The organism is Bradyrhizobium sp. STM 3843, from assembly GCF_000239815.1.
Lineage (GTDB): Bacteria > Pseudomonadota > Alphaproteobacteria > Rhizobiales > Xanthobacteraceae > Bradyrhizobium.
The window spans coordinates 1-23123 of the sequence record NZ_CAFK01000223.1 but is presented as its reverse complement, the minus strand read 5'-3'; the positions used below and the strand labels follow the sequence as shown (position 1 = coordinate 23123).

Below are 23123 nucleotides of genomic sequence, written 5' to 3'. Positions count from 1 at the left end.
TCAACCGACGACCGCCAACTACAAATGCGCGAGATAATGTGCGAGCGCTTCGATCTCTTCGTTGCTCAAGGGATAGGCGACGTCGGTCATCGCCGCTTGGCTGCCGCCGACGCGCTGGCCGCTCTTATAATCATGCAGCGCCTTGACCAGATATTCCTCCCGTTGACCGGCGATGCGCGCGACTCCCTTGGTACCGGCATAGCTGTCGGTATGGCATGAGGCGCAGCGACGACCCGCGGCCGCTTGAGCGCCCTTCTGCGACAGCTCAGGATTGTCATCCGGCGGCGCCTTTGGCGGGGTGAGGGAGGCGAAATAGGCGCCGAGATTGCGGATATCCTCGTTGTTGAGTTGTTCGATGATCGGCTGCATCGCTTCGTTCTTGCGCGTGCCGGCGCGAAAGAACACGAGCTGCCACTGGATGAACTGGTCCTGCTGGCCCGCAAGCGACGGAATGTTCTCGGTCTGGGAGAGGCCATTCTCGCCGTGGCAACCGACGCAGAGCTCGGCTTTCGCCTTGCCCGCCTCAAGGTCGGCAGCATGCGTGACGGAGAACTCGCTCAGCAAGGCCGCAGCAGCGAGCAGGATTCCGAGGCTGGTCTTATACATCTCTTGTTGTTTCCTCTCCGCGCCCCATGCCCTGGAAGCTGTCCCGGCTACGACCCGGGCTCGTTGGGCATCCATCGATGGTGATGCGGCTGTTCGATGGATCGCCGGCTCGCGCCCGGCGATGAGGGCTTGATGACTGACGTTAGAAACAAAAGGCTGCGGCCGCCGTAAGGCAGCCGCAGCCCCCCTCATCTCTAGATCATGATGCGATTAGAAAAAATCGCATCATGATCTCATCTCTTTGATTGAGCATGATCCTTTCGGAAAACCGGTTTCCACTTTTCCGGATCATGCTCTCGCGATCACTTCTTCTCGTAGCTGATGCGATAGATCGCACCGGCCCAGTCATCCGCCACCAGGATCGATCCGTCCTTGGCGAGGACGATGTCAGCGGGACGGCCGAGATAGCCCTGGTCGCCTTCGATCCAGCCCGACGCGAACACGTCCTGCTTGGCGTTTTTGCCGTCAGGATCGGCGGTCACCCGCATGATGCGGGCGCCCTGGTACTTGTGACGGTTCCAGGAGCCGTGCTCGGCGATCAGGATGTTGTTCTTGTACTCGGCCGGGAACTGGTCGCCGGTGTAGAACTTCATGCCGAGCGGCGCGACGTGACCGCCGAGATTGAGCGCGGGCGGGGTGAACTCCGAACACTGATGGCCCATGGCGAATTTCGGATCCGGCATGTCACCCTGGTGGCAATAGGGATAGCCGAAGTGCTCGCCGATCTTGGCGATCATGTTGAGCTTGTCGCTCGGCAGATCGTCGCTGACCCAGTCACGGGCGTTTTCGGTGAACCAATATTTGCCGGTGCGCGGATCGACATCGCCGCCGACGCTGTTGCGTACGCCGAGCGCCCAGATCTCGGCATTGCCGGTGCGCGGATCGACACGGCGAATCTGCGATACGCTGGTCGGCGGAATGCCGATGTTGAAGGGCGGGCCGAACGGGATGTAGAACCAGCCGTCCTTGTCGACCGCGATATATTTCCAGCCATGCGCGGCATAAGAGGGCATGTCGTCATAGACGACCTTGCCCTGCCCGAGATTGTCGAGATTGGCTTCGGCATTCTCATATTTGATCAGCTTGTCGACCGCGATGACATACAGCGCGCCGTCCTGGAAGGCGACGCCGGTCGGCATGTTCAGTCCCTTCAGGACTGTCTTGACCTCGCGCTTGCCGCCTTTGTCGGTGATCGCATAGACGTTGCCGAGGCCGAACGAGCCGACGAACAGGGTGCCCTTGTCGCCCCAGGCCATCTGGCGCGCGGCCAGCACGCCCGGCGCCCAGACTTCGATCTTGAAGCCATCCGGCAGTTTGATCTTCTTGACGATGCTGGCGAGTTCCGCCTCCGACGCGCCGGTCGGCGGCCCGGACGGCGGGGCCAACCCCTTCTGCGCCTCGGTCTCGTCGCCGAGGAACCAGTCATCCGGCGGATGAGTCCAGAATTCCTTGGTTCCGGATTCGTATTTCTTCAGCCCGCGTTTCTGGTCGGCCGCCTGCTGCGCGCCGGCAATGCTTGTTCCGGCGAGAAGACCAATCGTGGCAAACGCAAGAATGCTTCGGTGGAAACCCGATATCATCGCTTCACTCCCATCAAGCAGCTTTGAAGGCTGCGCATTTATTCGTCGGACGTTTCGAGCCGTTCGTTGGTCGTCACCTCAAGCGGTGCGACGACAAAATGTTAGCACATCTTCGGCGAGTGAGAAGTGACGCGCTTCCACTTCGGCTTTTGCACGACGGAATTTGAGACCGTGTGCAAAGCGCCAGCATGAACGGCTTCGCATCGCAAAAAACTAAATCGCAACCTGCGGGTCAGATATCGCGATCACGCGCTCTTCACACGACGCGTGGGCGCCGATCTGATCGGTCTGCCCAAAGAGACGCCAGCGCTCTCCACGCGAAGCTGCATTTTCCGCCAAACGGTCAGTCCCGACGAGAGAATCATCGCAATTCGTCTCTGGCATGTAAGTTGCGTAATGGGCGGCATGTCCGCAACCGCCATTCAGCTTAGCGTCCGCAACGTCAGCAAGTCCTTCCACGGCAAGGCCGGAGAAGTTCGCGTGCTGGACGATCTCTCCTTTGATATCCACCAGCGCGACTTCGTCAGCATCATCGGTCCATCGGGCTGCGGCAAGACCACGATCTTCAACATCATCGCCGGCCTGATCGAGGCCGATGCCGGCACCATGCAGCATCACGGCGAGCCGATCGGAAGCCTGCGCGGACGCGTCGGCTACATGATGCAGAAGGACTTGCTGTTTCCGTGGCGCACCGTGCTTGGCAACGTGCTGCTCGGCCTGGAGACGCGCGGCATCGGCCGCGACGCCGCAGAAGCCAAGGCGCGGCAATATTTGAAATCCTTCGGTCTCACCGGCTTCGAGAACGTCTATCCCAAGACGTTGTCAGGCGGCATGCGGCAGCGGGTGGCCTTGATCCGCACGCTGATCATGGATCCCGACATCTTGCTGCTCGACGAGCCGTTCTCGGCGCTCGACTACCAGACCAGGCTGTATCTCGAGGGCGTGCTGAAGGAGGCGGTCGAGACCTATCACAAGACCGTCATCCTGGTGACACACGATATCGACGAGGCGGTGGCGCTGTCGAAGCGGGTGGTCGTGCTCAGCGGACGGCCGGCGCGAGTGAAGGTCGTACACGACATCGACATTGCGGCGCATTCACCGATCGCGGCGCGCGCTGACCACCGTTTCTCCGGCTATTTCCATCAGCTCTGCGCAGAGCTCGACATCCAGACCGAGAAGACAACGTGACCTTGACTCTCCCCAGTGCCTCGTCGGCGGTGAAATCGCGTGCGCGTGCGCGCCGCCGCGCCAGCTTCGATACGGCGCTCGGCCGCGCCTTCCTGCAGGCGCTGGCAGTGATCGCTTTCTTCTTCGTCTGGGAGGTTGGCGTTCGCCTCGGCGTCGTATCGGCGTTCCTGGTCGGCTCGCCGCTCGGTATCTTCCAAAATGCCTTCCGTATGTTTTTCAGCGGCGAGCTGATCTCCGACACCTGGACCACGTTGTTCGAAGCCCTGCTCGGCTTCGTGATCGGGACGATCATCGGCTCACTGCTGGGTCTGGCGCTCTGGTACTCGGTGTTCGTCGCCCGCCTCGTCGAGCCGTTTATCGTCGCCATCAACAGCGTGCCCAAGATCGCGCTGGCGCCGATCGTGGTGCTATGGTTCGGAACCGGTCTTGTCTCGAAGGTGGCGCTGTCGGTGTCGCTCACCGCGATCGTTGCGCTGATCGCGGCCTATCAGGCCGCCAAGGATGCCGATCCCGATCTGCAGTCGCTGCTGATCTCGATGGGCGCCGATAAGCACCAGGTATTTTTCAAGGCTGTCGTGCCGTCGACCTTGCCGGCGATCATCGCGACTTTCCGCATCAATATCGGCTTCGGACTAGTCGGTGCCGTGGTTGGCGAGTTCATCTCGTCGCAGCGCGGGCTCGGACACCTGATCTATACCGCCTCCAGCCTCTACGACCTCAATACGGTCTGGGTCGGGTTGTTCACGCTGATGATCGTGGGTTTCCTGCTCTACTACGTGATCGATTTGATCGAACGCACCAGCCTGCCGTGGAAGCAGGCCAGTACGACGCAGCAGGTGCAGGTTTGAATTATCAGAAATGAATGGAGTACGTCGATGTCGTTGCTGACGCGGGCCGCTGGAGCGGCTGCTGTGATGTTGCTGCTGCTGACCTCGCCGGCGGCCGCCGACAACAAGAAGGTGGTGCTGAGCCAGGCGTTCCAGTCGATGCTCTACCTTCCGCTTTACGTGGCGATCGACGAAGGGTTCTTCACGCAGCAGGGGCTGGACCTCACCAAGGAAACCGCCGGCGCGCCGACGGTCGCACTCTCAGCCGTCATCTCCGGCAGCGCGCAATTCTCGATCCACGGCCCGGAATGGACCGCGATCGCGGCTTCCAAAGGCGCTCCGGTCGGCATCATCGCCAACGTCGTCAATGGCGCGGCGGTGTGGATCGCCACCACGCCGGATTTCAAGTTCGACAGTATCAAGGACATCAAGGGCCAGAAGGTCGTCACCGGATTGATGCCGACCACCTCGACCTCGTTGTTCATGAAGCTGTTGAAGGAGAACGGCATGGACGCCAAGACCGACGTCGAGATGATCCCGGTCGCGATCGGCACCGAGCCCGGTCCTTTCATCGCCAAGCAGGCCAATGTCGCCGTGATGTATGAGCCGGGCCTCGACCAGGTCGCCGCCAAGGGCATGAAGGTCGTGTTCGGCTTTCCGAAGGCCTATGGCGCCTATGCTTTCTCAGCGGTGACCGCGCGCAACGACGTCGACCCTGATGTGGCGCAGCGCGTCGTCAATGCGATGGAGATGGCGATGCGCTTCATGGCCACCAACGAGGCCAAGACGGTGGAGATCGCGAAGAAGGAGTTCCCGTCGTTGGATCCGGCGGTGGTGGAAGCAGCGGTCAAGCGCATGCTGGAGGACGGCGTCTATCCGCCGAGTGTCGATATCACGGCCGATGCGCTGAAGGTCTCGATGGATACGCAAATTGCGCTCGGCAATCTCGCTGGCCAGCCCGACTACAAGAGCTTCGTGGTGCGGAAATATATCGAACCGGCGTTGTCGATGAAGTAAGGAGATTTGACTGGCGGCCGATCGTGATATGCGATGCTGCGCCGTCTCGAACGTCCGGTGGAAATTGGCATGACCGAGTCCAGCTCTTTGCCCGCACCCAAGGCCGGTGCCGGCGTTGTCGACCTCCTGCGTCAGTTCAAGGCGGATCCATCAGCTGCTGCTGCATATGCAGCAGACTGCCTGGCGCGGACCAAGGCGGTCGAGCCGCGGCTGAAAGCGTTCGAATATCTGCCCAGCGACGTCGCGCCGCGCCGTGGGCCGCTTGGCGGAATTCCGGTCGCGATCAAGGATATCATCGCAACATCAGACATGCCGACCACCAACGGTTCGCCGATCTACCGGGATCATATTCCCGCAGCCGACGCCTGGGTGGTTGAGCGTCTGCGCAATCTCGGCGCCACCATTTTCGGCAAGACGGTTTCGACCGAATTCGCCTGGCGGCATCCCGGTCCGACCGTCAATCCCTGGAATCCGGAGCACACGCCGGGCGGATCCTCGTCCGGTTCGGCGGCGGCGGTCGCGGCAGGGCTCGTGCCGCTGGCGCTGGGATCACAGACCTTGGGTTCGGTGATCCGCCCCGCCGCCTTCAATGGCGTGGTCGGTCTCAAGCCGAGCTTCGGTGCGATCCCACGCGTTGGCGTGCACCCGTTGAGCCCATCGCTTGATCATGTCGGCTTCTTCGCCCGCCGGGTCGATGACGTCGCGTTGGCGCTTGCGCTGCTTGCCGGCGCCAGTGATGCCGATTTGCATGGTCGGCCGCTGGCACCATTCGCGATCGATATCGATCGCGGCGTGCCACCGCTGGACAAACCGCGGCTCGCGGTCGTGCGCTTTGCCAAATGGGAGCGCGCGGAGCCCGAGCTGCAGGCGCTGTTCGAAGCGGTCATCAACAAGCTGCGCAGCGCTGGTGCGGTGCTGGAAGAGCTCGAACTGGCCGCACTCGATGCGATCAACTGGAGCGCGATCAACACCATCATGCTGAGCGAGGCGACCGTGATCTTCGACAGTCTCATCGCGCGCTATCCCGATCGGGTCAGCGATGTGATGAAATCTCATGTCGAGAGCGGCAAGAGCAGATCCGCCATGGAGTATCTGGCCGCCAAAGCGGCGCAGGAGCAGCGGCGGGCTGCCTTGACCGCAGAACTGAACGGCTTCGATGCAGTGCTGACGCTGCCTGCCTTCGGCGAGGCACCGCGCGGGCTGCACTGGACCGGCGATGCCGAGTACTGCGCGCCCTGGACCTTCGTCGGCGCACCCGCGGTGTCGCTGCCCGCCGGCTTCGGCAGGAACGGCCTGCCGCTCGGGGTTCAGGTCACCGGGCGGTACCGCGATGATGTCAGGGTTCTTGGTGTTGCCAAATGGGTCGAAGCGGCCTTGGCCTTCAATCCCGGCCTGCCACCGGTCGCGGGTTAACGCATCGGTCCCCTCGGCGAAACCTACTGGCTGCCGTTCCGGAGCCGCGGTACAACGCCGCAATGACCGTTACAGATATTGCGAGCAGAACCTACAATCACGGCTGGCGCCTCGACCCGATCGTGCGCAGCCTGCTCGATACCGATTTCTACAAGCTATTGATGCTACAGATGATTCGGGAGTTTTACCCGACTCAGAAGGTGACCTTTTCGGTCATCAACCGCACCAAGCGGGTGCGGCTCGCCGACATCATCGACGAGGGCGAGTTGCGGGCCCAGCTCGATCATGCCCGCACCATCCGTTTCACCAAGAAAGAGCTGATCTGGCTCGCCGGTAATACGTTCTACGGCAAGACCCATATGTTCTCGCCGGAGTTCATCGCCTGGCTCGCCGAGTTTCGGCTGCCCGAATATGAGCTGCGCAAGGCGGATGGCCAATACGAGCTGCATTTCCACGGGCCATGGACCCACACCACGATGTGGGAGATCCCGGCGCTTGCCATCGTCAACGAGCTGCGCTCGCGGCAGGCGATGAAGGGCCAGCGGCGGTTCGCGCTCGACGTGTTGTTCGCCCGCGCCAAGGCCAAGCTGTGGACCAAGGTCGAGCGGCTGCGGAAAATCGAAGGCCTGCGCTTGTCCGACTTCGGCACGCGTCGGCGCCATGGGTTTCTGTGGCAGCGCTGGTGCGTCGAGGCGGTCAAGGAAGGTCTCGGCTCTTCCTTCACCGGCACATCGAACGTGCTGCTCGCCATGGACAACGATCTCGAAGCGATCGGCACCAATGCTCATGAGTTGCCGATGGTGGCCGCGGCGCTCGCCAAGGACGACCACGAGCTGCGCTTTGCGCCCTATCGCATCCTCGACCAATGGCGGCAGACCTATGCCGGCAATCTGCTGATCGCGCTGCCCGACGCGTTCGGCACCAAGGCCTTCCTGCGCGATGCGCCGGACTGGGTCGCCGATTGGACCGGCTTTCGTCCCGACAGCGCGCCGCCGATCGAAGCCGGCGAGGAGATCGTCGCCTGGTGGAAGGCGAAGGGCCGCGATCCCAAGCAGAAGCTGCTAGTGTTCTCCGATGCGATGGACGTGGAGTCGATCGAGGCGATTCATCAGCGCTTTGCCGGCCGGGTCCGGCTGTCCTTCGGCTGGGGCACCAACCTCACCAATGACTTCGTCGGCTGCTCGCCGGATGGCTCGGTCGATCTCGACCCGATCTCCCTGGTCTGCAAGGTCACCTCGGTTGACGGCCGGCCGGCCGTGAAGCTCTCCGACAATCCGGAGAAGGCGACCGGCGATCCCACCGAGATCGCCCGCTACCTGCGTGTGTTCGGCGATGAAGGGCGGGTGCGGATGCCGGTGGTCGTCTGAGGCCGCGCGCCGCGTGCGCCGATTGCGCCAAGGTTGCGCTGTCCCTACAATGTAACCGTTCTGGGACGCAGGGGCGGTGCATGCGCGCATATGTTGGGCTCACGAGACGGATGCGTGCGTTGCGGCACCTCGGCGAGCTCACCGGTTGGTGCAGCATCGCGTTCCTGATTTTCGTCACCCTGTTCGTACCGGCCGGTCCGGCGATGGCCGACAAGCGCGTGGCGCTCGTCATCGGCAACGCGGCCTATCAGCATGCGACGCTACTGAGCAGTTCGTTGGAGGACGTTCGGATCGTCGCTGCCGCGCTGCAGACGGTCGGTTTCACGCTGTCCGGAGGCGCGGCGCTGGTTGATCTCGATCGATCGGGTCTGGATCGCGCCATCCAACAGTTCGGCCGCGACAGTGCCGACGCGGATGTCGCCTTCGTCTACTATGCCGGCCACGCCGTGCAATTTCACGGCTCAAGCTTCCTGGTGCCAGTGGATGCTGCGGTGAGCAAGGAGGCCGATCTCGAGTCCCAGACGTTGCATGTCGGGCTCCTGCTGCAGCAGCTGGAGAACTCGGCAAGCCGGCTGAATGTTCTTGTGCTCGATGCCTGCCACAGCAATCCGTTCGAGGGCCATGGCCTGGATGGGCTCGAGCCAGGCTTGGCACCGGTCCATACGCCCGCGAACACGTTGGTGTCCTTTGCCGCGCAGCCGGACACGGCCGTGCCGGTCACGTCGGATGCAAACAATCTGTTCGCGATGACCTTGGGGCAAACGATCCAGCGCCCGGGTGCCGATGTCTTCACCATCTTCAACGAACTCGGCCTGGCGGTGAAGCGCAGGACAGCCGGTGCACAGCAGCCGTTCGTGCAGTTCTCACCGATCGGCGGCCGTTTCGTATTTGTCGCCGCCGCACCAGCTGCGCGCGCCAGCACCGCCGTTGCGAGCCCACCGAGTACGCTGCCGCGGGAACGAGCGGTGCTCTATGATGAGGACGTCACGGATCCCAAAGGCAAGCATTATGAAGGCACTGTGGTCTGGCGTACGGAGGAGTCCAAGGCCAGCAGCGCGCAGGCCGCCAATCGCGTGCTGCGCGCCGACATCGAAATCCCCGAGCGGAAGCTGAGGCTGGTCCTGGTCTTGCGTCGAAACAGCGACCCGTCGATGCCGGCGAGCCACCTGGCCGAGCTGACCTTTTCCGTGCCGTCGGACTTTGCAGGCGGCGGGATCGGGAATGTGCCGGGCATGCTGATGAAGTCGAGCGAGCAGGCGCGCGGTACACCGCTGGCCGGGCTGGCGGTGAAGGTGACGAACGGGAGCTTTCTGGTCGGCTTGTCGAATGTCGATGCCGATCGGCAGCGCAATCTGCAGCTCTTGCAGCAGCGGTCGTGGATCGACATTCCGCTCGTCTACGACAACAGCCGGCGCGGCATCCTGGCGATCGGCAAAGGCGCATCAGGCGACCACGCCTTCGCGGACGTGCTCGCGGCCTGGGACGAGCACTGAACCTATGCTTGGAAAGATCAGCCGAAAGATCGAGGCGGGGCTTTGGAGCGGGCGAAGGGGTTCGAACCCTCGACCCCGACCTTGGCAAGGTCGTGCTCTACCACTGAGCTACACCCGCATCCGGAAAGTGCTGCAGCCGGTCTCGGCGGCAACGGGGAGACCTATGCCAAATGCCGCCGCGGAATGCAACAGGTCTGCGACGCTTGAAATCGAACAATATTTGCCGGTTCCAAGCCGAAGCGGCCGGAGCAGGGTGATATTGGGCCGATTCCGATCGCGCTGGCGCGTTTGACGTCCTTGAGCCGCCCGCCTGGGCGGCGACTGGCCTGCGGATCAACCGCGATGCCCTGGTGCCGGATTCTTTGGGCTTGGGTGTGTCAAGGTCCGCCGGAGCGATTCCAGCCATTCGCCGAACCAGGTCCGAAGCGTCGCAGCCAGTGCCTCACGCGCGCTTGGCTCGCAATCGAAAGTCGCCCACCACTCGACGAAGGCGCGGTCCCCATCGATGATCGGCGTCACCCGCAACGTCGCCTGAAAATCGCTGAGCGGCAGGGACGCCGGACCACAGAATTCATAAGTTTGAAGCCGCTCGACGTCGGAGAGCGCGAGCAGGCGTTGACGAATGTGTCGGTCGCGATAGCTCGCATTTCGGATCGCTCCAACGGTATCGCCGGATTTGCCGTCCTCGATCGCGCTGGACCCGGCGCCATCGATCCAGACCGGGTAGTTGTTGAAATCGCGGGTGATTTGCCAGATCTGGGGCGCGGATTGCGTGAACACGGTGCTGTAATAGGCTTTAGGCATCGGGGGCTCTCCAGGTGACACGGCAGCCCATGATCGGTCGTCCTGCCCCTCGCCGGCCACCCGGTCTCCGACCGGCCATGCAAGTTGCGGGAACCGATTGAAATTTCCCCGGCTGGCCGCCACTTAAGGTGTCGGAAACCGTGTATTGAGGCGCAATGGCAGGCCGGTCTGGCCCGCTTTCCCTTTTAGCTTTTCGGACGAGGATCCCGTGACGATTGTAGAGCAGGGCGGCGGAGCGACGCCGCAGGTGCCGGATCTGATCAAGGAAACCACCACCCAGACTTTCGTAAAGGACGTGATCGAGGAGTCGAAGCGCCAGCCGGTGCTGATCGATTTCTGGGCGCCGTGGTGCGGTCCCTGCCGCCAGCTCACCCCGATCCTGGAGAAGGCCGTTCGGGCCGCCAAGGGCAAGGTCAAGCTGGTCAAGATGAACATCGACGAGCATCCGGCGATTCCGGGCCAGATGGGGATCCAATCGATTCCGGCTGTCATCGCCTTTGTCGGTGGCAGGCCGGCGGATGGATTCATGGGCGCCGTTCCCGAAAGCCAGGTCAGCGCCTTCATCGAGAAGCTCACCAAGGGCGTGCCCGGAGTCGGCGAGCCCGACATCGGCGAGATCATCAAGGAGGCGGAGGCCGTTCTCGCCGAAGGCGATCCGGCCGGCGCGGCGCAAATCTACGCCGAGGTCTTGTCGATCGATGCCACCAACATCCCGGCTCTGGCCGGACTTGCGAAATGCTATGTCGAGACCGGCGCGATCGAGCAGGCGAAGCAGACGCTGGCGATGGTGCCGGAATCCAAGCGCAATGATGCTGCGGTTTCTGCTGTGCAAGCCGCGATCGATCTGGCCGAACAGGCGCAGTCGCTTGGACCGGTCGGTGAGCTCGAGCAGAAGGTCGCGGCTGATCCGCTCGACCATCAGGCGCGTTTCGATCTCGCGACCGCGTTGAACGCCGCCGGCAAGCGGAAGGAAGCCACCGACCAGCTGCTCGAAATCGTCAAGCGTGATCGCAAATGGAACGAGGATGGTGCGCGCAAGCAGCTCGTGCAGTTCTTCGAGGCCTGGGGCGGCGCGGACGAGGCCACGATCGAGGGCCGCAAGCGGTTGTCGACCATCCTGTTTTCGTAAAGCGAACAGCGCCGGGCAGCGCATAGCCGACACGAGGCAGCTCATGCCGATCAATGCGGAATATCTCGGTCCCGCCGAGCTGCCGGAAATCATTCCGGTGTTCCCGCTCGCGGGCGCGCTGCTGTTGCCACGCGGCCAGATGCCGCTCAACATTTTTGAGCCGCGCTATCTGGCGATGGTCGACGATTCATTCCGCGACGGCCATCGCCTGATCGGCATGATTCAGCCCGACGTGACCCACTCACCGAGTGAGGCACGGCCGGTGTTGTTCCAGGTCGGCTGTGTCGGTCGCATCACTCAATTGGCCGAAACCGGCGATGGTCGCTATATCCTCGAGCTCACCGGTGTCTCGCGCTTCAAGGTGGTCGAGGAGATGACCGTGCTGACGCCGTATCGGCAATGCAAGGTCGACTACTTTCCGTTCATCGACGATTTCACCGCCCGCAAGGGTGAGGAGGAGGTCGATCGCGAGGCCCTGCTTGCCGTGCTCACCGACTTCCTGAAGGCCAATAATCTCAAGGCCGATTGGGAAGGGATCGAAGCGGCACCGAACGAGGCGCTGGTCAATGCGCTGGCGATGATGTCGCCTTACGGTTCGGCGGAAAAGCAGGCGATGCTCGAAGCGCCCGATCTCAAGACCCGGGCGGAGATCCTGATCGCCGTGACCGAGATGGACCTGGCCAAGAAGCGCACCTCCGGCGATCCGCCGCTGCAATGATCATTCGGCGGCCACGACACGGGCCGACGGTGTAGGCGGTGTCGTCAGTCGCATAAGAATGAAGGTCAGCACGATCACGGTGCAATAGACGGCGAGCTGCATCGCGGTCGGCTGATCGGTATAGCCAATCAAGGTGTGCAGGGTGCGGCCGAGCAGGCTGTCTTCGGATAGAACCGAGCTTGAATCCCACACGACCTGATCGAGGCTGGTCAGCCAATTGGCACGTGCTAGGAAGGCGACCGCCTGTGCGGCCATGCCCGCCGCCAACAAAGTGATCAGCCACGTCGTCGTGGCAAACAGCGCCTTCGGCGGAATCCGCATCAGGCCGAAATAGGTCGCAAGACACACCGCCATGCCTAACAGCAGGCCGAGCGCACCGCCACCGAGCAGCGCCGGCCCTGAATTGTCGCCGGACGCAGCAACGCCGTAGAGAAACAGCGCGACCTCGCTGCCCTCGCGCAGCACGGCCACTGCGACCACGATCGCGAGCGCGATGAGCGGCCTGGATCCCTCCGCGACCGCCTGCCCGACCGCACGCAGGTCGTTGGCCATCTCGCGACCATGACGGGCCATCCAGACATTATGCCAGGTCAGCATGACAACAGCGGTGCCCAGAATGGCCGCGTTGAACAGCTCCTGCCCCATGCCCTCGAACAGCTGCGACAACGCGCCGGCGAAAGCAGCGACGATGCAGGCCCCGGCAATGCCGGCAAGAAGACCGCCGCCGATCCAGCGCAGTCGGTGCGGCACTGCGCTGGTCACCGCGAGTACAATGCCGACGATCAGCCCGGCCTCGAACACTTCGCGGAAGACGATGATCAGTGCGGCGAGCATGTTGGCGACCTATTGAACGTTCACGATGCCGCGGGCCTTCTCGTTGAACTCGTCGTAGAATTCATAGCGGCCCGGCTTCATCGCGCGCACCTTGAGGACGGCTTCGCTCTTGGCCGCGACCACTTTCTCGACCTTCAGCGCCTTGCTTTCGAACTCCATCGCTTTGGCTTCCATGTTCTTGACACGGATCGCGAATGGCTTGTCGGCCGGCGCAGCCGCTTCCTTCGGCTCGAACTGCCCGTCGGCATAGGCAAATTGAATTTCCGAGTCTTCCGCATGAACCGGTACCAGCGTCAGGACGGCATTCGAGACCACCGCAAGGGTCAGTTTCCGCAAGCTCACAGTCAACATCGATCAGCTCTCCCCCTCTCTTGAGCCAAATCACAACGGGACATATCCGGCGCAGTCGGGTTGGACTTGCACCATCATCATCCGACATGAGTTGCAGCTAAGCGGGGAGACGCTCCGGCCGCAAAGAGACTGGCTCTAAACTGGAACGATTCCAGGCGACGCCACCCGGTCAGCCCTGTGAGACGTGGCAACCTGCCGCAGCAGCTGGACCGGTTCGTCAATAACCCGCAGCCGCAAGCATGACGACGCCAGTGAGCATCAGCCAGCCGAAGTGTCGGCCGCGGGTAGCGAGCGCGTTACCAATCGCAGCAAGGGCGAACACGACAGCCAGCGTGACCACGGTCCAATGCCGCGCGACGTCCGAGGCCATGCTTGGTGCGACGAAGAGCAGCACGCCGCCGCCGATCCATGCAACGGTGCTGGCCTGCCAGACCACGCGCAGCAGGGTGCGCAAGCGCTCCGGTGCGATCGTCAGGCGCGGGAAAATTTTGGTCTCGCCCAGCACGCCGTGGATCAGCGCGGCGGCGATCGCAGCAACGCCGGCAAATTGCAACAGCACGTCGCGCATCGGCTTTCTCCGTTTTGCGGACCATACAGTTATGTATGGATCGTGCCTGACGGACTGGCCCGTGTCAATACATTGGTGTATGGAAGCCGGATGATCGATCAGCTGTCCGCCCGGGATTGGCTCGATCAGGGCTTGAAGGTCCTGACGAGCAAGGGATTCACCGCGCTCAAGGCCGAGCCGCTGGCCAAGGCGCTGGGGGTGTCGCGAGGCAGCTTTTACTGGCATTTCGCCGATGTGGGCACATTCCACGCCGAGCTCCTGAAATATTGGCGGGAGATCGCGGCCGAACGGATCATCATGGGCGTCGAATCGAGCGCCGCCGACGAGCCTCTCATCGCAGTCCTGCTGCGCCGCACGTTCTCGACCAGACTGGCGCTGGAGCGGGCGGTGCGGAGCTGGGCTGCGTCCGACTCCCTTGCCCGCAACGCCGTGCAGGCCATCGACCGGCGCCGCCTCGACTATGTCGCGAGCCTGCTCGCCCCCGAGGGGTTTACGCCGGAGCTTGCACAGACGCGGGCGCAGATTCTTTACTGGACGTTTCTCGGATTCGCGTTTTCGGAGCAGCACCTCCCGAAAGCCCGACATGAGGCAGTCATTGCCGAGCTCATCCGCATCGCGCTTGCCAAGCCGTGATGGACGACAGTGGCCTTGCGCCTATGCTACACAGGCGCAGAAGCAGCCTGAAGAGATTCTCCCTATGACAGCGTCTGAGCGCCCTGAAACCACGGTCGATCCAAAACTCCTGGAGATCCTGGTGTGCCCGATGACCAAGGGACCGCTGGAATATGATGCCGCCAGGCAGGAGCTGATCTCGCGCTCTGCCAGGCTCGCTTATCCCATTCGCGACGGCATTCCGATCATGCTGCCCGAGGAAGCGCGAAAGATCGACTGACCATGCGCATCCGTGCATGCCTGCCGGCGTTCGCGCTGCTCGTCTCGCTCGCGCTGGCCCCGTTTGCATCCGCCGAAGAGAGCAACATCCGGGTCGGCGCGCTGGATGCGGTGCTGACGATGCCGTCCGGTGTCGACCGGCCGCCTATCGCGCTCCTGATCGCCGGTTCCGGCTCGATCGATCGCGACGGCAATGGACCGCAGCTCAAGCCCGCGACGTTGAAGAAGCTCGCCGAAAAACTCGCCGGCCGCGGCATCGCGAGCCTGCGCTACGACAAGCGCGGGGCGCGCGGCTGGAAGGCTGAATTCGGCCGGCCGGAGGATTTCCGTTTCAAGGACTATGTCGACGATGCGGCCTCGCTGGTGACGTTCCTGCGCGGCAAGTTCGCCCGCGTCGTGCTGGTCGGCCACAGCGAAGGCGGGCTGGTTGCGATCCTCACCGCCCGTCGCGTGCCTGTCGATCGGCTGGTACTGCTCGCGACCACGGCGCGGCGGCAGGGCGATCTCCTCAAGGCGCAGCTGGAGAAGAAGCTGCCGCCGGACAAGTTCGCGGAGGTCGCGAAGGCGATCGACAGCATCATGGCAGGTCAAATGGTCGACCCGCCGCCGCAGGCGCTGCCGATCCCTCCGGCCATGCAGCCGAGCATCGCGTCCGCCTTCACCGAGGATCCAATCGATCCGCTGAAGCAGATCATCATCCCCACTTTGATCGTCGGCGGTGGCCGCGACCTCCAGCTCGCCCGGGTCGACCTGCTCGCGCTCTCGGCCGCGGCGCCAGCCGCCAAGACGCTCTGGCTGCCCGAGATGAACCACGTGCTGGTCGACGTCGCGGATGACGATGCCAACCTGAAATCCTATGGCGATCCCGACCGCCCGCTCGACCCCGATATGGTGGATGCGGTCGCCGCCTTCATCGCCGGTGCCGACGCGCGTTAGCCCTCACAGCGCCTCGCCCTTGAGAAGCCGCGGGATCTCACCGGTCAGGCCGGCGGCCTGACGGATGAACAGCTCCTTCAACGGCGGCGTGCGGTCGACCAGGCCGAGCCCGATGTCGCGCACCGTGCGCAACAGCGTCGACTTGTTGGAGAACAGGAAATTGAGCGAGTTGGTCGCAAGCCCCATCGCCATCGTGTCGAAGCGCCGCCAGCGCTGGTAACGCTCGAGCACGTCGACCTGGCCCGGATCGATGCCGAGCCTGGCCGCATCGACCACCACTTCGGCCAGCGCCGCGACATCCTTCAGGCCCATATTGAGGCCCTGGCCGGCGATCGGATGGATCACATGCGCGGCATCGCCGACCAGCGCCAGCCGCGGCGCGATGAAAGAGCGCGCCACGAAATAGGACAGCGGAAATGCCCGCGGCTGGTCCAGCACCTTCAATTCGCCGAGATGCAGGCCGGCGCGCTTTTCCAGCTCGGCGTGGAATTCGTCGGCGCTCAAGGCGACGAGACGCTGAGCCTCGGCGCGGCGTTCGGTCCAGACCAGCGAGGAACGCTTGCCCGTGAGCGGCAGCATCGCGAACGGGCCTGCGGGTAGGAAATGCTCCTCCGCCCGCCCGTTATGGTCGCGCTCGTGACCCACGGTCACGACGATGCCGGATTGATTGTAGTCCCAGCCATGGGTGACGATGCCGGCGCGCTCGCGTAAGCGCGATCGCGCGCCGTCGGCGGCGACCAGGAGGCTGGCGGCAACCTGGCTGCCATCGGCCAGCACCACCTCGATGCCGTCGTCCTGGGTGGTAAAATTCGTCACCGCGGTCGGTTTGAGCACGATGCCCTCGGCTTCCGCGCGGACCACCAAGGCATCGATCAGACGCCGGTTCTCGACCATATGGGCGAAGGGCTCGCCGGGCTCGACCTGGCCGCCAAAGGTCAGGAAGGCGGGCCGGGTGGCGTCGTCGAGCTGGGAATCGGTGATCACCATGTCCAGGATCGGCTGGGCCTGGTCCGCCACGCTGGCCCAGATCCCGATCGCGTCGAACAGCTTGCGGCAGGCCGCGACAATGGCGCTGGCGCGGGGATCACGGCTTGGACGCGTCCCCAGTGCGGGGTCGGCGACGATCACCGGGACTTCCGGCCCGAGACCCTGCCGCAGGGCCAATGCCAGGGCCAGGCCGGCGAAGGCGCCGCCGCCGATCACGATGCTTCGCTGTGTTGTCATGCCAACCTGCTCACCATTACTCTTGCAGGCAGAGTATAGCTGGGCCAGACGGGGCGGTGAACCGTTGGCTCACTCGCTCTTGTATCGACCAAATCGGTCTGCCAAAGCAAAGGCTTACAACCATGTCCAAGGGCCTGATCGACCTGATCTCGATCCTCGATATCGAGCCGCTTGAGGTCAACCTGTTCCGCGGCAACAGCCCGAAGACGAGCTGGCAGCGCGTGTTCGGTGGCCAGGTGATTGGCCAGGCGATGGTTGCCGCCTGCCGGACCGCCGAAGGCCGGCTGCCGCATTCGCTGCATTGCTATTTCATCCTGCCGGGTGATCCGCAGGTGCCGATCATCTATCAGGTCGAACGTCTCCGCGACGGCAAGAGCTATTCGACCCGCCGCGTCACCGCGATCCAGCACGGCAATGCCATCTTCTCGATCATGGTGTCGTTCCACACCGACGAGGAGAGCGCTTTCGATCATCAGGACAAGATGCCGGACGTGCCGCCGCCGGAGAAGCTGACCGCGGAAGAGGTCGCCAAGCAGCCGATGTTCCGGGAGATGCCGGACTTCATCCGCCGTTATTACGAATCCGACCGGCCGATCGAATTGCGCCCGGTCGAGCTCGGCCGCTATTTCGGCCAGAAGATCGATGACGGCCGCATCCATGTCTGGATCAGGACCGCGGCCAAGCTGCCGGATGATCCGGCGCTGCATCTCTGTGCGCTGGCCTATGCCTCCGACTTCTCGTTGCTCGATGCGGCGATGGCGCGCTACGGCCGCACTTTGTTCGACAAGCGGATGATGCCCGCGAGCCTCGATCACGCGATGTGGTTTCACCGGCCGTTCCGCGCCGACGAATGGCTGCTCTATGCGCAGGACTCGCCGAGCGCGCAGGGCGGCCGCGGGCTGACCCGCGGCCTGATCTTCAAACCGGACGGCACCTTGGTCGCATCCGTCGCGCAGGAAGGCTCGTTGCGGGAGCGCAGGACGCCGGCCTAGGCGTCTGAAGCCAAGGCCGAACCGCGGGCGACCAGCCCGAACTGCGACACATACCATTGAGTATACCAGCGCAGCACCCACGGGATCGGGATGATGAACGCGCAGCCGAGCGCGAACACGATTGTCCGCCACAGCACCTCGAGGCCGGAGGCGGTGAAGATGATCTCCCGCCGCGTGCCCTGGATGTTGCGGCAGATCCAGCGCATCCAGGCCGGGATCACCCAGGCCCAGCCGATGATGGTGATGGTGGAAACGATCATCAGCACATACCAGCCGACATAGGCCAGCGGACTGCCTTCGAAGCGGATCTCGGCAGGCCGTTTGTCGGCCACGACGTTGGCTGCCAACCAGCGAATGACCATCCAGGACAGGAAGGCCTGGCCGGCCAGCGCGAGCAATTCCACGATCGCCCGGTGGCTGGTGCCGACATAGCTCAGCACGCCCAGGCCGATGAAGACGTACCAGATGTCCAGCGGCTGCCCGGTAAAGGCGAGGAGGCCACGACCGGGCACGTGGATTCGCTCGATCACGTAGCGGTAGAAATAGGTCGCAGTCCACGGCGCCGGAATGATGAAGGCGGCGCCGATCACGAACAGCACAGCCCAGCCGAGAAATGTCCAGAGATCGAGCTCGACCGACAGCGGCCCCTCGGCTTCTTCGGCAGTCCCGCCGGCTCCGGCGCTCGACGGCAGGCCAGCGAGTTCGCCGACCATCTCGGAGGTGAGTCCGGGAATGCGGCCGGCCTTCTCCCAGCCCGCCATGCCCTCGGTCCAGACCAGGGTGTCCGCGGTGACCATGCCTCGGGCGACGAGGTCGCGGAGCTGTTCTTCCGAAATCGGCCCCTGTTGCTGGCCTTGTGCCGCGTAATACCAGGCTCGGTTCGACATTTTGTTTCCTTGAGGCGTGAGGGCGGGGGCGGACTGACGTTTTCTCCCTTGTGTCTGACGAGGGCGCCGCGCGTTCAGTGGACTCCGGGGCACCCGGGCGTTTTTTGCTTAACCCTGCAGAAAATTTGTGCCATGTGCCTACCAATAGGCCAGCGGAGGGGGCGGTGCTTTGCCTCTTTATCAGGCTGCCGGATTTCGAGGAACCCAAGGCATCGCCATGAAGCTCGTTGTTGCGATCATAAAACCTTTCAAGCTCGACGAGGTGCGCCAGGGCCTCACGGCGATCGGCGTCCATGGCATGACCGTGACCGAGGTGAAGGGTTACGGACGGCAGAAGGGGCACACCGAGATCTATCGTGGTGCCGAATATGTCGTGAACTTCCTGCCCAAGCTGCGCATCGAGATCGCGGTCGCCTCCGACATCGCGGACAAGGCGGTCGAGGTCATCACGTCGACGGCGCGGACCGGCCAGATCGGGGACGGCAAGATCTTCGTGACCCCGATCGATCACGCCCGCCGCATCAGGACCGGCGAAACCGACGCCGACGCGCTCTAAGCTCCGACCTTTCTGCTCGCGCGCGGCAGTGCTGCCGCGGCCAATTTTCTTCTCGATCTGCCGGGGACCATCATGGGGGCATTTTCGTCTCGCGCTATCAGCGTGCCTGCAGCGACCGCCTTGGCTGCGGTCGCAAGCGCATCGCCAGCGCTTGCCGCGACGCCCGGAATCGATGCGGCCGATACCGCCTGGATGATGGTGGCCACCGCCCTGGTGCTGATGATGACCGTCCCCGGCTTGGCGCTGTTCTATTCCGGCATGGTGCGGAAGAAGAACGTGCTCGCGACCATGGCGCAGAGTCTCGCGGCGGTGATGATCATCTCGATCCTCTGGGTCGCCTTCGGCTATTCGCTGAGCTTCGTCGGCGACGGCCCGTGGCTCGGCTCGCTCGATCGCGCCTTCCTTGCCGGGCTTTCTCTCGACAGCGTGCATCCTGCAGCCAAGACCATCCCGGAATCGCTGTTCATGCTCTACCAGATGACGTTCGCGATCATCACGGTGGCGCTGGTGGCGGGCTCGGTCGCGGACCGCATGCGCTTCTCGGCGTATCTGATGTTCTCGATCGGCTGGTTCATCTTCGTGTATGTGCCGCTCGCGCACTGGATCTGGGGCGGCGGCTTTCTCGCCGGCATCGGCGTGATCGATTTCGCCGGCGGCCTGGTGGTGCATCTGTCGGCCGGCACCGGTGGCCTGGTCGCAGCGCTGGTGATGGGGCAGCGGCAGGGCTACGGCGCAGAGAACCTGGCGCCGTTCGACCTGTCGCTGGCGGTGATCGGCACCGGCCTGCTGTGGGTCGGCTGGTTCGGCTTCAATGGCGGCTCGGCGCTCGGCGCTAATTCGCATGCTGTGATGGCGATCCTGGCGACGCATCTGGCCGCCTGCGCGGGGGCGATCACCTGGGGAACGATCGAATGGTCCGCCCGCCGCAAGCCGTCCGTGCTCGGCATGATCTCCGGCGCTGTCGCGGGCCTCGGCACCATCACGCCGGCCTCGGGCTTCGTCGCGCCGTGGCACGGCATCGTCATCGGCGTGATCGCCGGCGCCGTCTGCTATTGGGCGTGTACCTGGCTCAAGCACCGTTTCAAATATGACGACTCGCTCGACGTGTTCGGAGTCCACGGTATCGGAGGGTTGACCGGGACCGTGCTCGCGGGCGTCTTTGCGACGGCCGCGATCGGCGGTGTCCCCGGGCTGCTCGAGGGCCATCCCCGGCAGCTCCTGGTCCAGCTCTACGGTGTCGCCGTGACCCTGGTCTGGTCGGGCGGCGTCACCTACGCCCTGTTGAAGCTGGTGGGCGTTGTCGTCCCCTTGCGGGTGTCCCGCGCACAGGAACTCGAAGGCCTCGATATTTCGCAGCACGGCGAAGCGCTGCAGTAATTGTCGCCAATTGATCCGATATGAGCCGGGGAGAGCTGCCCGTCGCATGGGCAGCCCGACCGCTGGAAGCGGTCGTGCATAAGTTTTGCACACATATGCCCATCGTTTAGGCGCGACCGAATAGCGCAGGGGGCGGCCCACCGGCCAACGGCGGAAAAGGTCCGCATTCATAGTTCGTTAGGGCTCGTCACCCGTCTGGCACGGCATTTGATTCTAGGGCTCGCGGCTGTGCCCGCGTTGTGAAGATTTCTCCGCGTCGGGGACCTCAGTCGCACAAAAGTGCTCGGTAACGTCCGTGCCGGGCCCAAGCGGGGATAGGACTCATGAAAATTGTTATGGCGATCATTAAGCCATTCAAGCTGGAAGAGGTCCGTGATGCCCTGACCGCCATCGGCGTTCATGGTCTCACTGTGACGGAAGTCAAAGGATATGGCCGGCAGAAGGGCCATACGGAAATCTACCGCGGTGCTGAATACGCGGTGAGCTTTCTGCCCAAGATCAAGATCGAAGTCGCGATCCCGTCCGATCAGGTCGACAAGACCATCGACGCCATCAGCTCGGCCGCGAAAACCGGCCAGATCGGCGACGGCAAGATCTTCGTGATCAGTCTCGAGCACGCCGTGCGCATCCGCACCGGCGAGGCCGACGCTGCGGCCCTTTGATTTCGCGCACAAACTTAAACACTTACGGAGTAGAAGAAAATGACGTTTAAGCGTCCAACCAGCGCGGGATGGATAACGCTCGCTATCGCAGGCCTCTGCGTCGCAGGACTTGCCGACGTGGCGTTTGCCGAAGACGCGCCGGCCGCAGCCGCTGCAGCCGCGCCCGTTCCCAACAAGGGCGATGTCGCCTGGATGCTCGTGTCCAGCGCGCTCGTTCTGATGATGTCGATCCCCGGCCTCGCCCTGTTCTACGGCGGTCTGGTTCGCACCAAGAACATGGCCTCGGTGCTGACCCAGGTGTTCGCGATCGTCGCGATGATCGGCGTGACCTGGACCATCTACGGCTATTCGATGGCCTTCACCGATGGCGGCAGCATGACCTCGTGGGTCGGCGGCTTCTCCAAGGCCTTCCTGCACGGCGTCGATGCCTCTTCGACGGCGGCGACGTTCTCGAACGGCGTGGTGATCCCGGAGCTCGCCTACTTCGTGTTCCAGATGACCTTCGCGATGATCACCCCGGCCCTGATCGTCGGCGCCTTCGCCGAACGCATCAAGTTCTCGGCGGTGATGCTGTTCATCCTGCTGTGGTCGACCTTCATCTACTACCCGATCGCGCACTGGGTCTGGTTCGTCGCGGCTCCGGACGACGTCGCCAACGCCGCCAAGGCGCTGGCCGCTGCGACCGACGCCGCCGCCAAGACCGCGGCGCAGGCCAAGCTCGATGAAGTCACCGGCGCAGTCGGCTGGCTCGCCGGCGCCGGCGCGCTCGACTTCGCGGGCGGCACCGTGGTGCACATCAATGCCGGCATCGCCGGCCTGGTAGGCGCGCTGATCATCGGCAAGCGCACCGGCTACGGCAAGGACCTGATGGCTCCGCACTCGCTGACCATGACCATGATCGGCGCCTCGCTGCTGTGGGTCGGCTGGTTCGGCTTCAATGCCGGCTCCAACCTGGAAGCCAACGGCACCACCTCGCTGGCCTTCGTCAACACCATGGTCGCGACCGCCGGTGCGGCGCTGTCCTGGCTGCTGTGCGAATGGGCGGTCAAGGGCAAGCCTTCGCTGCTCGGCATCTGCTCGGGCGCGGTTGCCGGCCTCGTCGCCGTCACCCCGGCCTCCGGCTATGCCGGTCCGATCGGCGCGCTGGTGCTCGGCCTCGTCGTCTCGCCGATCTGCCTGTTCTTCGTCTCCACCGTGAAGAACTCGCTCGGCTATGACGACGCGCTCGACGTGTTCGGCGTGCACTGCATCGGCGGCATCATCGGCGCGCTCGGCACCGGCATCCTCGTCAACCCCGCGCTCGGTGGCGTCGGCATCACCGACTACACCAACATCACCGGCAACAATGCCGGCACCTACGACCTCGTCACGCAGATGATCGCGCAGGGCAAGGCGGTGCTGGCCACCCTGGTGTGGTCGGGCGTCGGTTCGGCGATCCTCTACAAGGTCGTCGACGTGATCATCGGGCTGCGTCCCACCGTGGAGCAGGAGCGCGAAGGTCTCGACATCACCGACCACGGCGAGCGCGCCTACAACTACTGAGTTCTCCCGGGGCGGGGCCCTTACGAGGGCCCAGCCACAACTTCGGTTCGGGCAGATACCCGGCAATGCCCTGACCGTTGAGGGGCTCCAGCGCAAGCTGGGGCCCCTTTCTTTGTTTGCCGGCTGGTCGTGAGATCGATTTGCTCGCCAAATCACCGCTA

Annotated in this window: 24 protein-coding genes and 1 tRNA gene; 16 read left to right on the top strand and 9 right to left on the bottom strand. The window is 63.6% G+C overall.

All coding sequences use genetic code 11. The features are described 5' to 3' along the window. Positions 1–18: 18 nt before the first annotated feature. Positions 19–606 carry a c-type cytochrome gene (locus BRAS3843_RS23570; protein WP_008971579.1) on the bottom strand — a complete coding sequence of 196 codons (588 nt, stop codon included), beginning with the start codon at positions 604–606 and terminating at the stop codon, positions 19–21. 302 nt (positions 607–908) lie between these two features. Then, positions 909–2186 carry a PQQ-dependent sugar dehydrogenase gene (locus tag BRAS3843_RS23565; RefSeq protein ID WP_008971578.1) on the bottom strand — a complete coding sequence of 426 codons (1278 nt, stop codon included), beginning with the start codon at positions 2184–2186 and terminating at the stop codon, positions 909–911. Positions 2187–2591: 405 nt separating this feature from the next. Here BRAS3843_RS23565 and BRAS3843_RS23560 point away from each other — a divergent pair, with 405 nt between their 5' ends. The 6 genes from BRAS3843_RS23560 (at position 2592) to BRAS3843_RS23535 (ending at position 9491) form a co-directional block, all read left to right on the top strand. Further along, a complete protein-coding gene (locus tag BRAS3843_RS23560; RefSeq protein ID WP_035982563.1) occupies positions 2592–3374 on the top strand; it encodes an ABC transporter ATP-binding protein in 783 nt (260 codons plus the stop codon). After that, the gene (locus BRAS3843_RS23555; protein WP_008971576.1) at positions 3371–4222 is read left to right on the top strand and encodes an ABC transporter permease; all 852 of its coding nucleotides are present in this window, start codon (positions 3371–3373) and stop codon (positions 4220–4222) included. The genes BRAS3843_RS23560 and BRAS3843_RS23555 overlap by 4 nt, the downstream gene beginning before the upstream one ends. Before the next feature lie 27 nt (positions 4223–4249). Beyond that, positions 4250–5218 carry an ABC transporter substrate-binding protein gene (locus tag BRAS3843_RS23550; protein WP_008971575.1) on the top strand — a complete coding sequence of 323 codons (969 nt, stop codon included), beginning with the start codon at positions 4250–4252 and terminating at the stop codon, positions 5216–5218. A 69-nt stretch (positions 5219–5287) separates the two neighbouring features. Further along, positions 5288–6631, top strand: a complete 1344-nt coding sequence (locus BRAS3843_RS23545) for an amidase (protein WP_008971574.1) — start codon at positions 5288–5290, stop codon at positions 6629–6631. Positions 6632–6693: 62 nt separating this feature from the next. After that, complete coding sequence (gene pncB / locus BRAS3843_RS23540) at positions 6694–7998, top strand: nicotinate phosphoribosyltransferase (protein ID WP_008971573.1); 1305 nt, start codon at positions 6694–6696, stop codon at positions 7996–7998. 80 nt (positions 7999–8078) lie between these two features. Further along, entirely contained in the window at positions 8079–9491 is a 1413-nt protein-coding gene (locus tag BRAS3843_RS23535; protein WP_008971572.1) for a caspase family protein, read from the top strand. Positions 9492–9534: 43 nt separating this feature from the next. Here the strand turns inward: BRAS3843_RS23535 and BRAS3843_RS23530 are convergent. Both BRAS3843_RS23530 and BRAS3843_RS23525 read right to left on the bottom strand, forming a co-directional pair. Beyond that, positions 9535–9609: transfer RNA gene (locus BRAS3843_RS23530), tRNA-Gly, on the bottom strand. 215 nt (positions 9610–9824) lie between these two features. Next, a complete protein-coding gene (locus BRAS3843_RS23525) occupies positions 9825–10295 on the bottom strand; it encodes an SRPBCC family protein (RefSeq protein WP_008971571.1) in 471 nt (156 codons plus the stop codon). A 208-nt stretch (positions 10296–10503) separates the two neighbouring features. Here BRAS3843_RS23525 and trxA point away from each other — a divergent pair, with 208 nt between their 5' ends. Next, positions 10504–11424: a thioredoxin gene (gene trxA / locus BRAS3843_RS23520; protein ID WP_008971570.1), complete on the top strand. Its 921-nt coding sequence runs from the start codon at positions 10504–10506 to the stop codon at positions 11422–11424. Between the two features lie 43 nt (positions 11425–11467). Continuing rightward, complete coding sequence (locus BRAS3843_RS23515) at positions 11468–12142, top strand: LON peptidase substrate-binding domain-containing protein (protein WP_008971569.1); 675 nt, start codon at positions 11468–11470, stop codon at positions 12140–12142. On the opposite strand, the gene BRAS3843_RS23510 is transcribed toward BRAS3843_RS23515, so the two are convergent. From BRAS3843_RS23510 to BRAS3843_RS23500, 3 genes are all read right to left on the bottom strand, one after another. After that, positions 12143–12976, bottom strand: a complete 834-nt coding sequence (locus BRAS3843_RS23510) for an FTR1 family protein (RefSeq protein WP_008971568.1) — start codon at positions 12974–12976, stop codon at positions 12143–12145. A 9-nt stretch (positions 12977–12985) separates the two neighbouring features. Continuing rightward, the gene (locus BRAS3843_RS23505; protein ID WP_008971567.1) at positions 12986–13327 is read right to left on the bottom strand and encodes a cupredoxin domain-containing protein; all 342 of its coding nucleotides are present in this window, start codon (positions 13325–13327) and stop codon (positions 12986–12988) included. Positions 13328–13544: 217 nt separating this feature from the next. Beyond that, on the bottom strand, positions 13545–13895 hold the full coding sequence (locus BRAS3843_RS23500; protein ID WP_008971566.1) for a hypothetical protein: 351 nt from the start codon (positions 13893–13895) through the stop codon (positions 13545–13547). A gap of 90 nt (positions 13896–13985) precedes the next feature. On the opposite strand from BRAS3843_RS23500, the gene BRAS3843_RS23495 reads away from it, so the two are divergent. The 3 genes from BRAS3843_RS23495 to BRAS3843_RS23485 all read left to right on the top strand — a co-directional run bounded on the left by BRAS3843_RS23495 (position 13986) and on the right by BRAS3843_RS23485 (position 15722). Next, positions 13986–14528, top strand: a complete 543-nt coding sequence (locus tag BRAS3843_RS23495; RefSeq protein WP_008971565.1) for a TetR/AcrR family transcriptional regulator — start codon at positions 13986–13988, stop codon at positions 14526–14528. 64 nt (positions 14529–14592) lie between these two features. Then, positions 14593–14787: a Trm112 family protein gene (locus tag BRAS3843_RS23490; protein ID WP_008971564.1), complete on the top strand. Its 195-nt coding sequence runs from the start codon at positions 14593–14595 to the stop codon at positions 14785–14787. 2 nt (positions 14788–14789) lie between these two features. Then, complete coding sequence (locus tag BRAS3843_RS23485) at positions 14790–15722, top strand: alpha/beta fold hydrolase (protein ID WP_008971563.1); 933 nt, start codon at positions 14790–14792, stop codon at positions 15720–15722. 3 nt (positions 15723–15725) lie between these two features. Here BRAS3843_RS23485 and BRAS3843_RS23480 read toward each other — a convergent pair whose 3' ends face one another. Beyond that, complete coding sequence (locus BRAS3843_RS23480) at positions 15726–16946, bottom strand: ubiquinone biosynthesis hydroxylase (RefSeq protein WP_008971562.1); 1221 nt, start codon at positions 16944–16946, stop codon at positions 15726–15728. 122 nt (positions 16947–17068) lie between these two features. On the opposite strand from BRAS3843_RS23480, the gene tesB reads away from it, so the two are divergent. Then, on the top strand, positions 17069–17938 hold the full coding sequence (gene tesB, locus BRAS3843_RS23475; protein ID WP_008971561.1) for an acyl-CoA thioesterase II: 870 nt from the start codon (positions 17069–17071) through the stop codon (positions 17936–17938). Here tesB and BRAS3843_RS23470 read toward each other — a convergent pair. Next, complete coding sequence (locus tag BRAS3843_RS23470) at positions 17935–18825, bottom strand: DUF4339 domain-containing protein (protein WP_008971560.1); 891 nt, start codon at positions 18823–18825, stop codon at positions 17935–17937. The genes tesB and BRAS3843_RS23470 overlap by 4 nt on opposite strands. A gap of 217 nt (positions 18826–19042) precedes the next feature. Here BRAS3843_RS23470 and BRAS3843_RS23465 point away from each other — a divergent pair, with 217 nt between their 5' ends. From BRAS3843_RS23465 to BRAS3843_RS23450, 4 genes are all read left to right on the top strand, one after another. Further along, a complete protein-coding gene (locus BRAS3843_RS23465) occupies positions 19043–19381 on the top strand; it encodes a P-II family nitrogen regulator (protein ID WP_008971559.1) in 339 nt (112 codons plus the stop codon). 72 nt (positions 19382–19453) lie between these two features. Beyond that, the gene (locus BRAS3843_RS23460) at positions 19454–20758 is read left to right on the top strand and encodes an ammonium transporter (protein WP_008971558.1); all 1305 of its coding nucleotides are present in this window, start codon (positions 19454–19456) and stop codon (positions 20756–20758) included. Positions 20759–21081: 323 nt separating this feature from the next. After that, positions 21082–21420, top strand: coding sequence for a P-II family nitrogen regulator (locus BRAS3843_RS23455; protein WP_008971557.1), 339 nt, complete (start codon positions 21082–21084; stop codon positions 21418–21420). A gap of 39 nt (positions 21421–21459) precedes the next feature. Further along, positions 21460–22962, top strand: coding sequence for an ammonium transporter (locus tag BRAS3843_RS23450; protein WP_008971556.1), 1503 nt, complete (start codon positions 21460–21462; stop codon positions 22960–22962). Positions 22963–23123 lie beyond the last annotated feature (161 nt).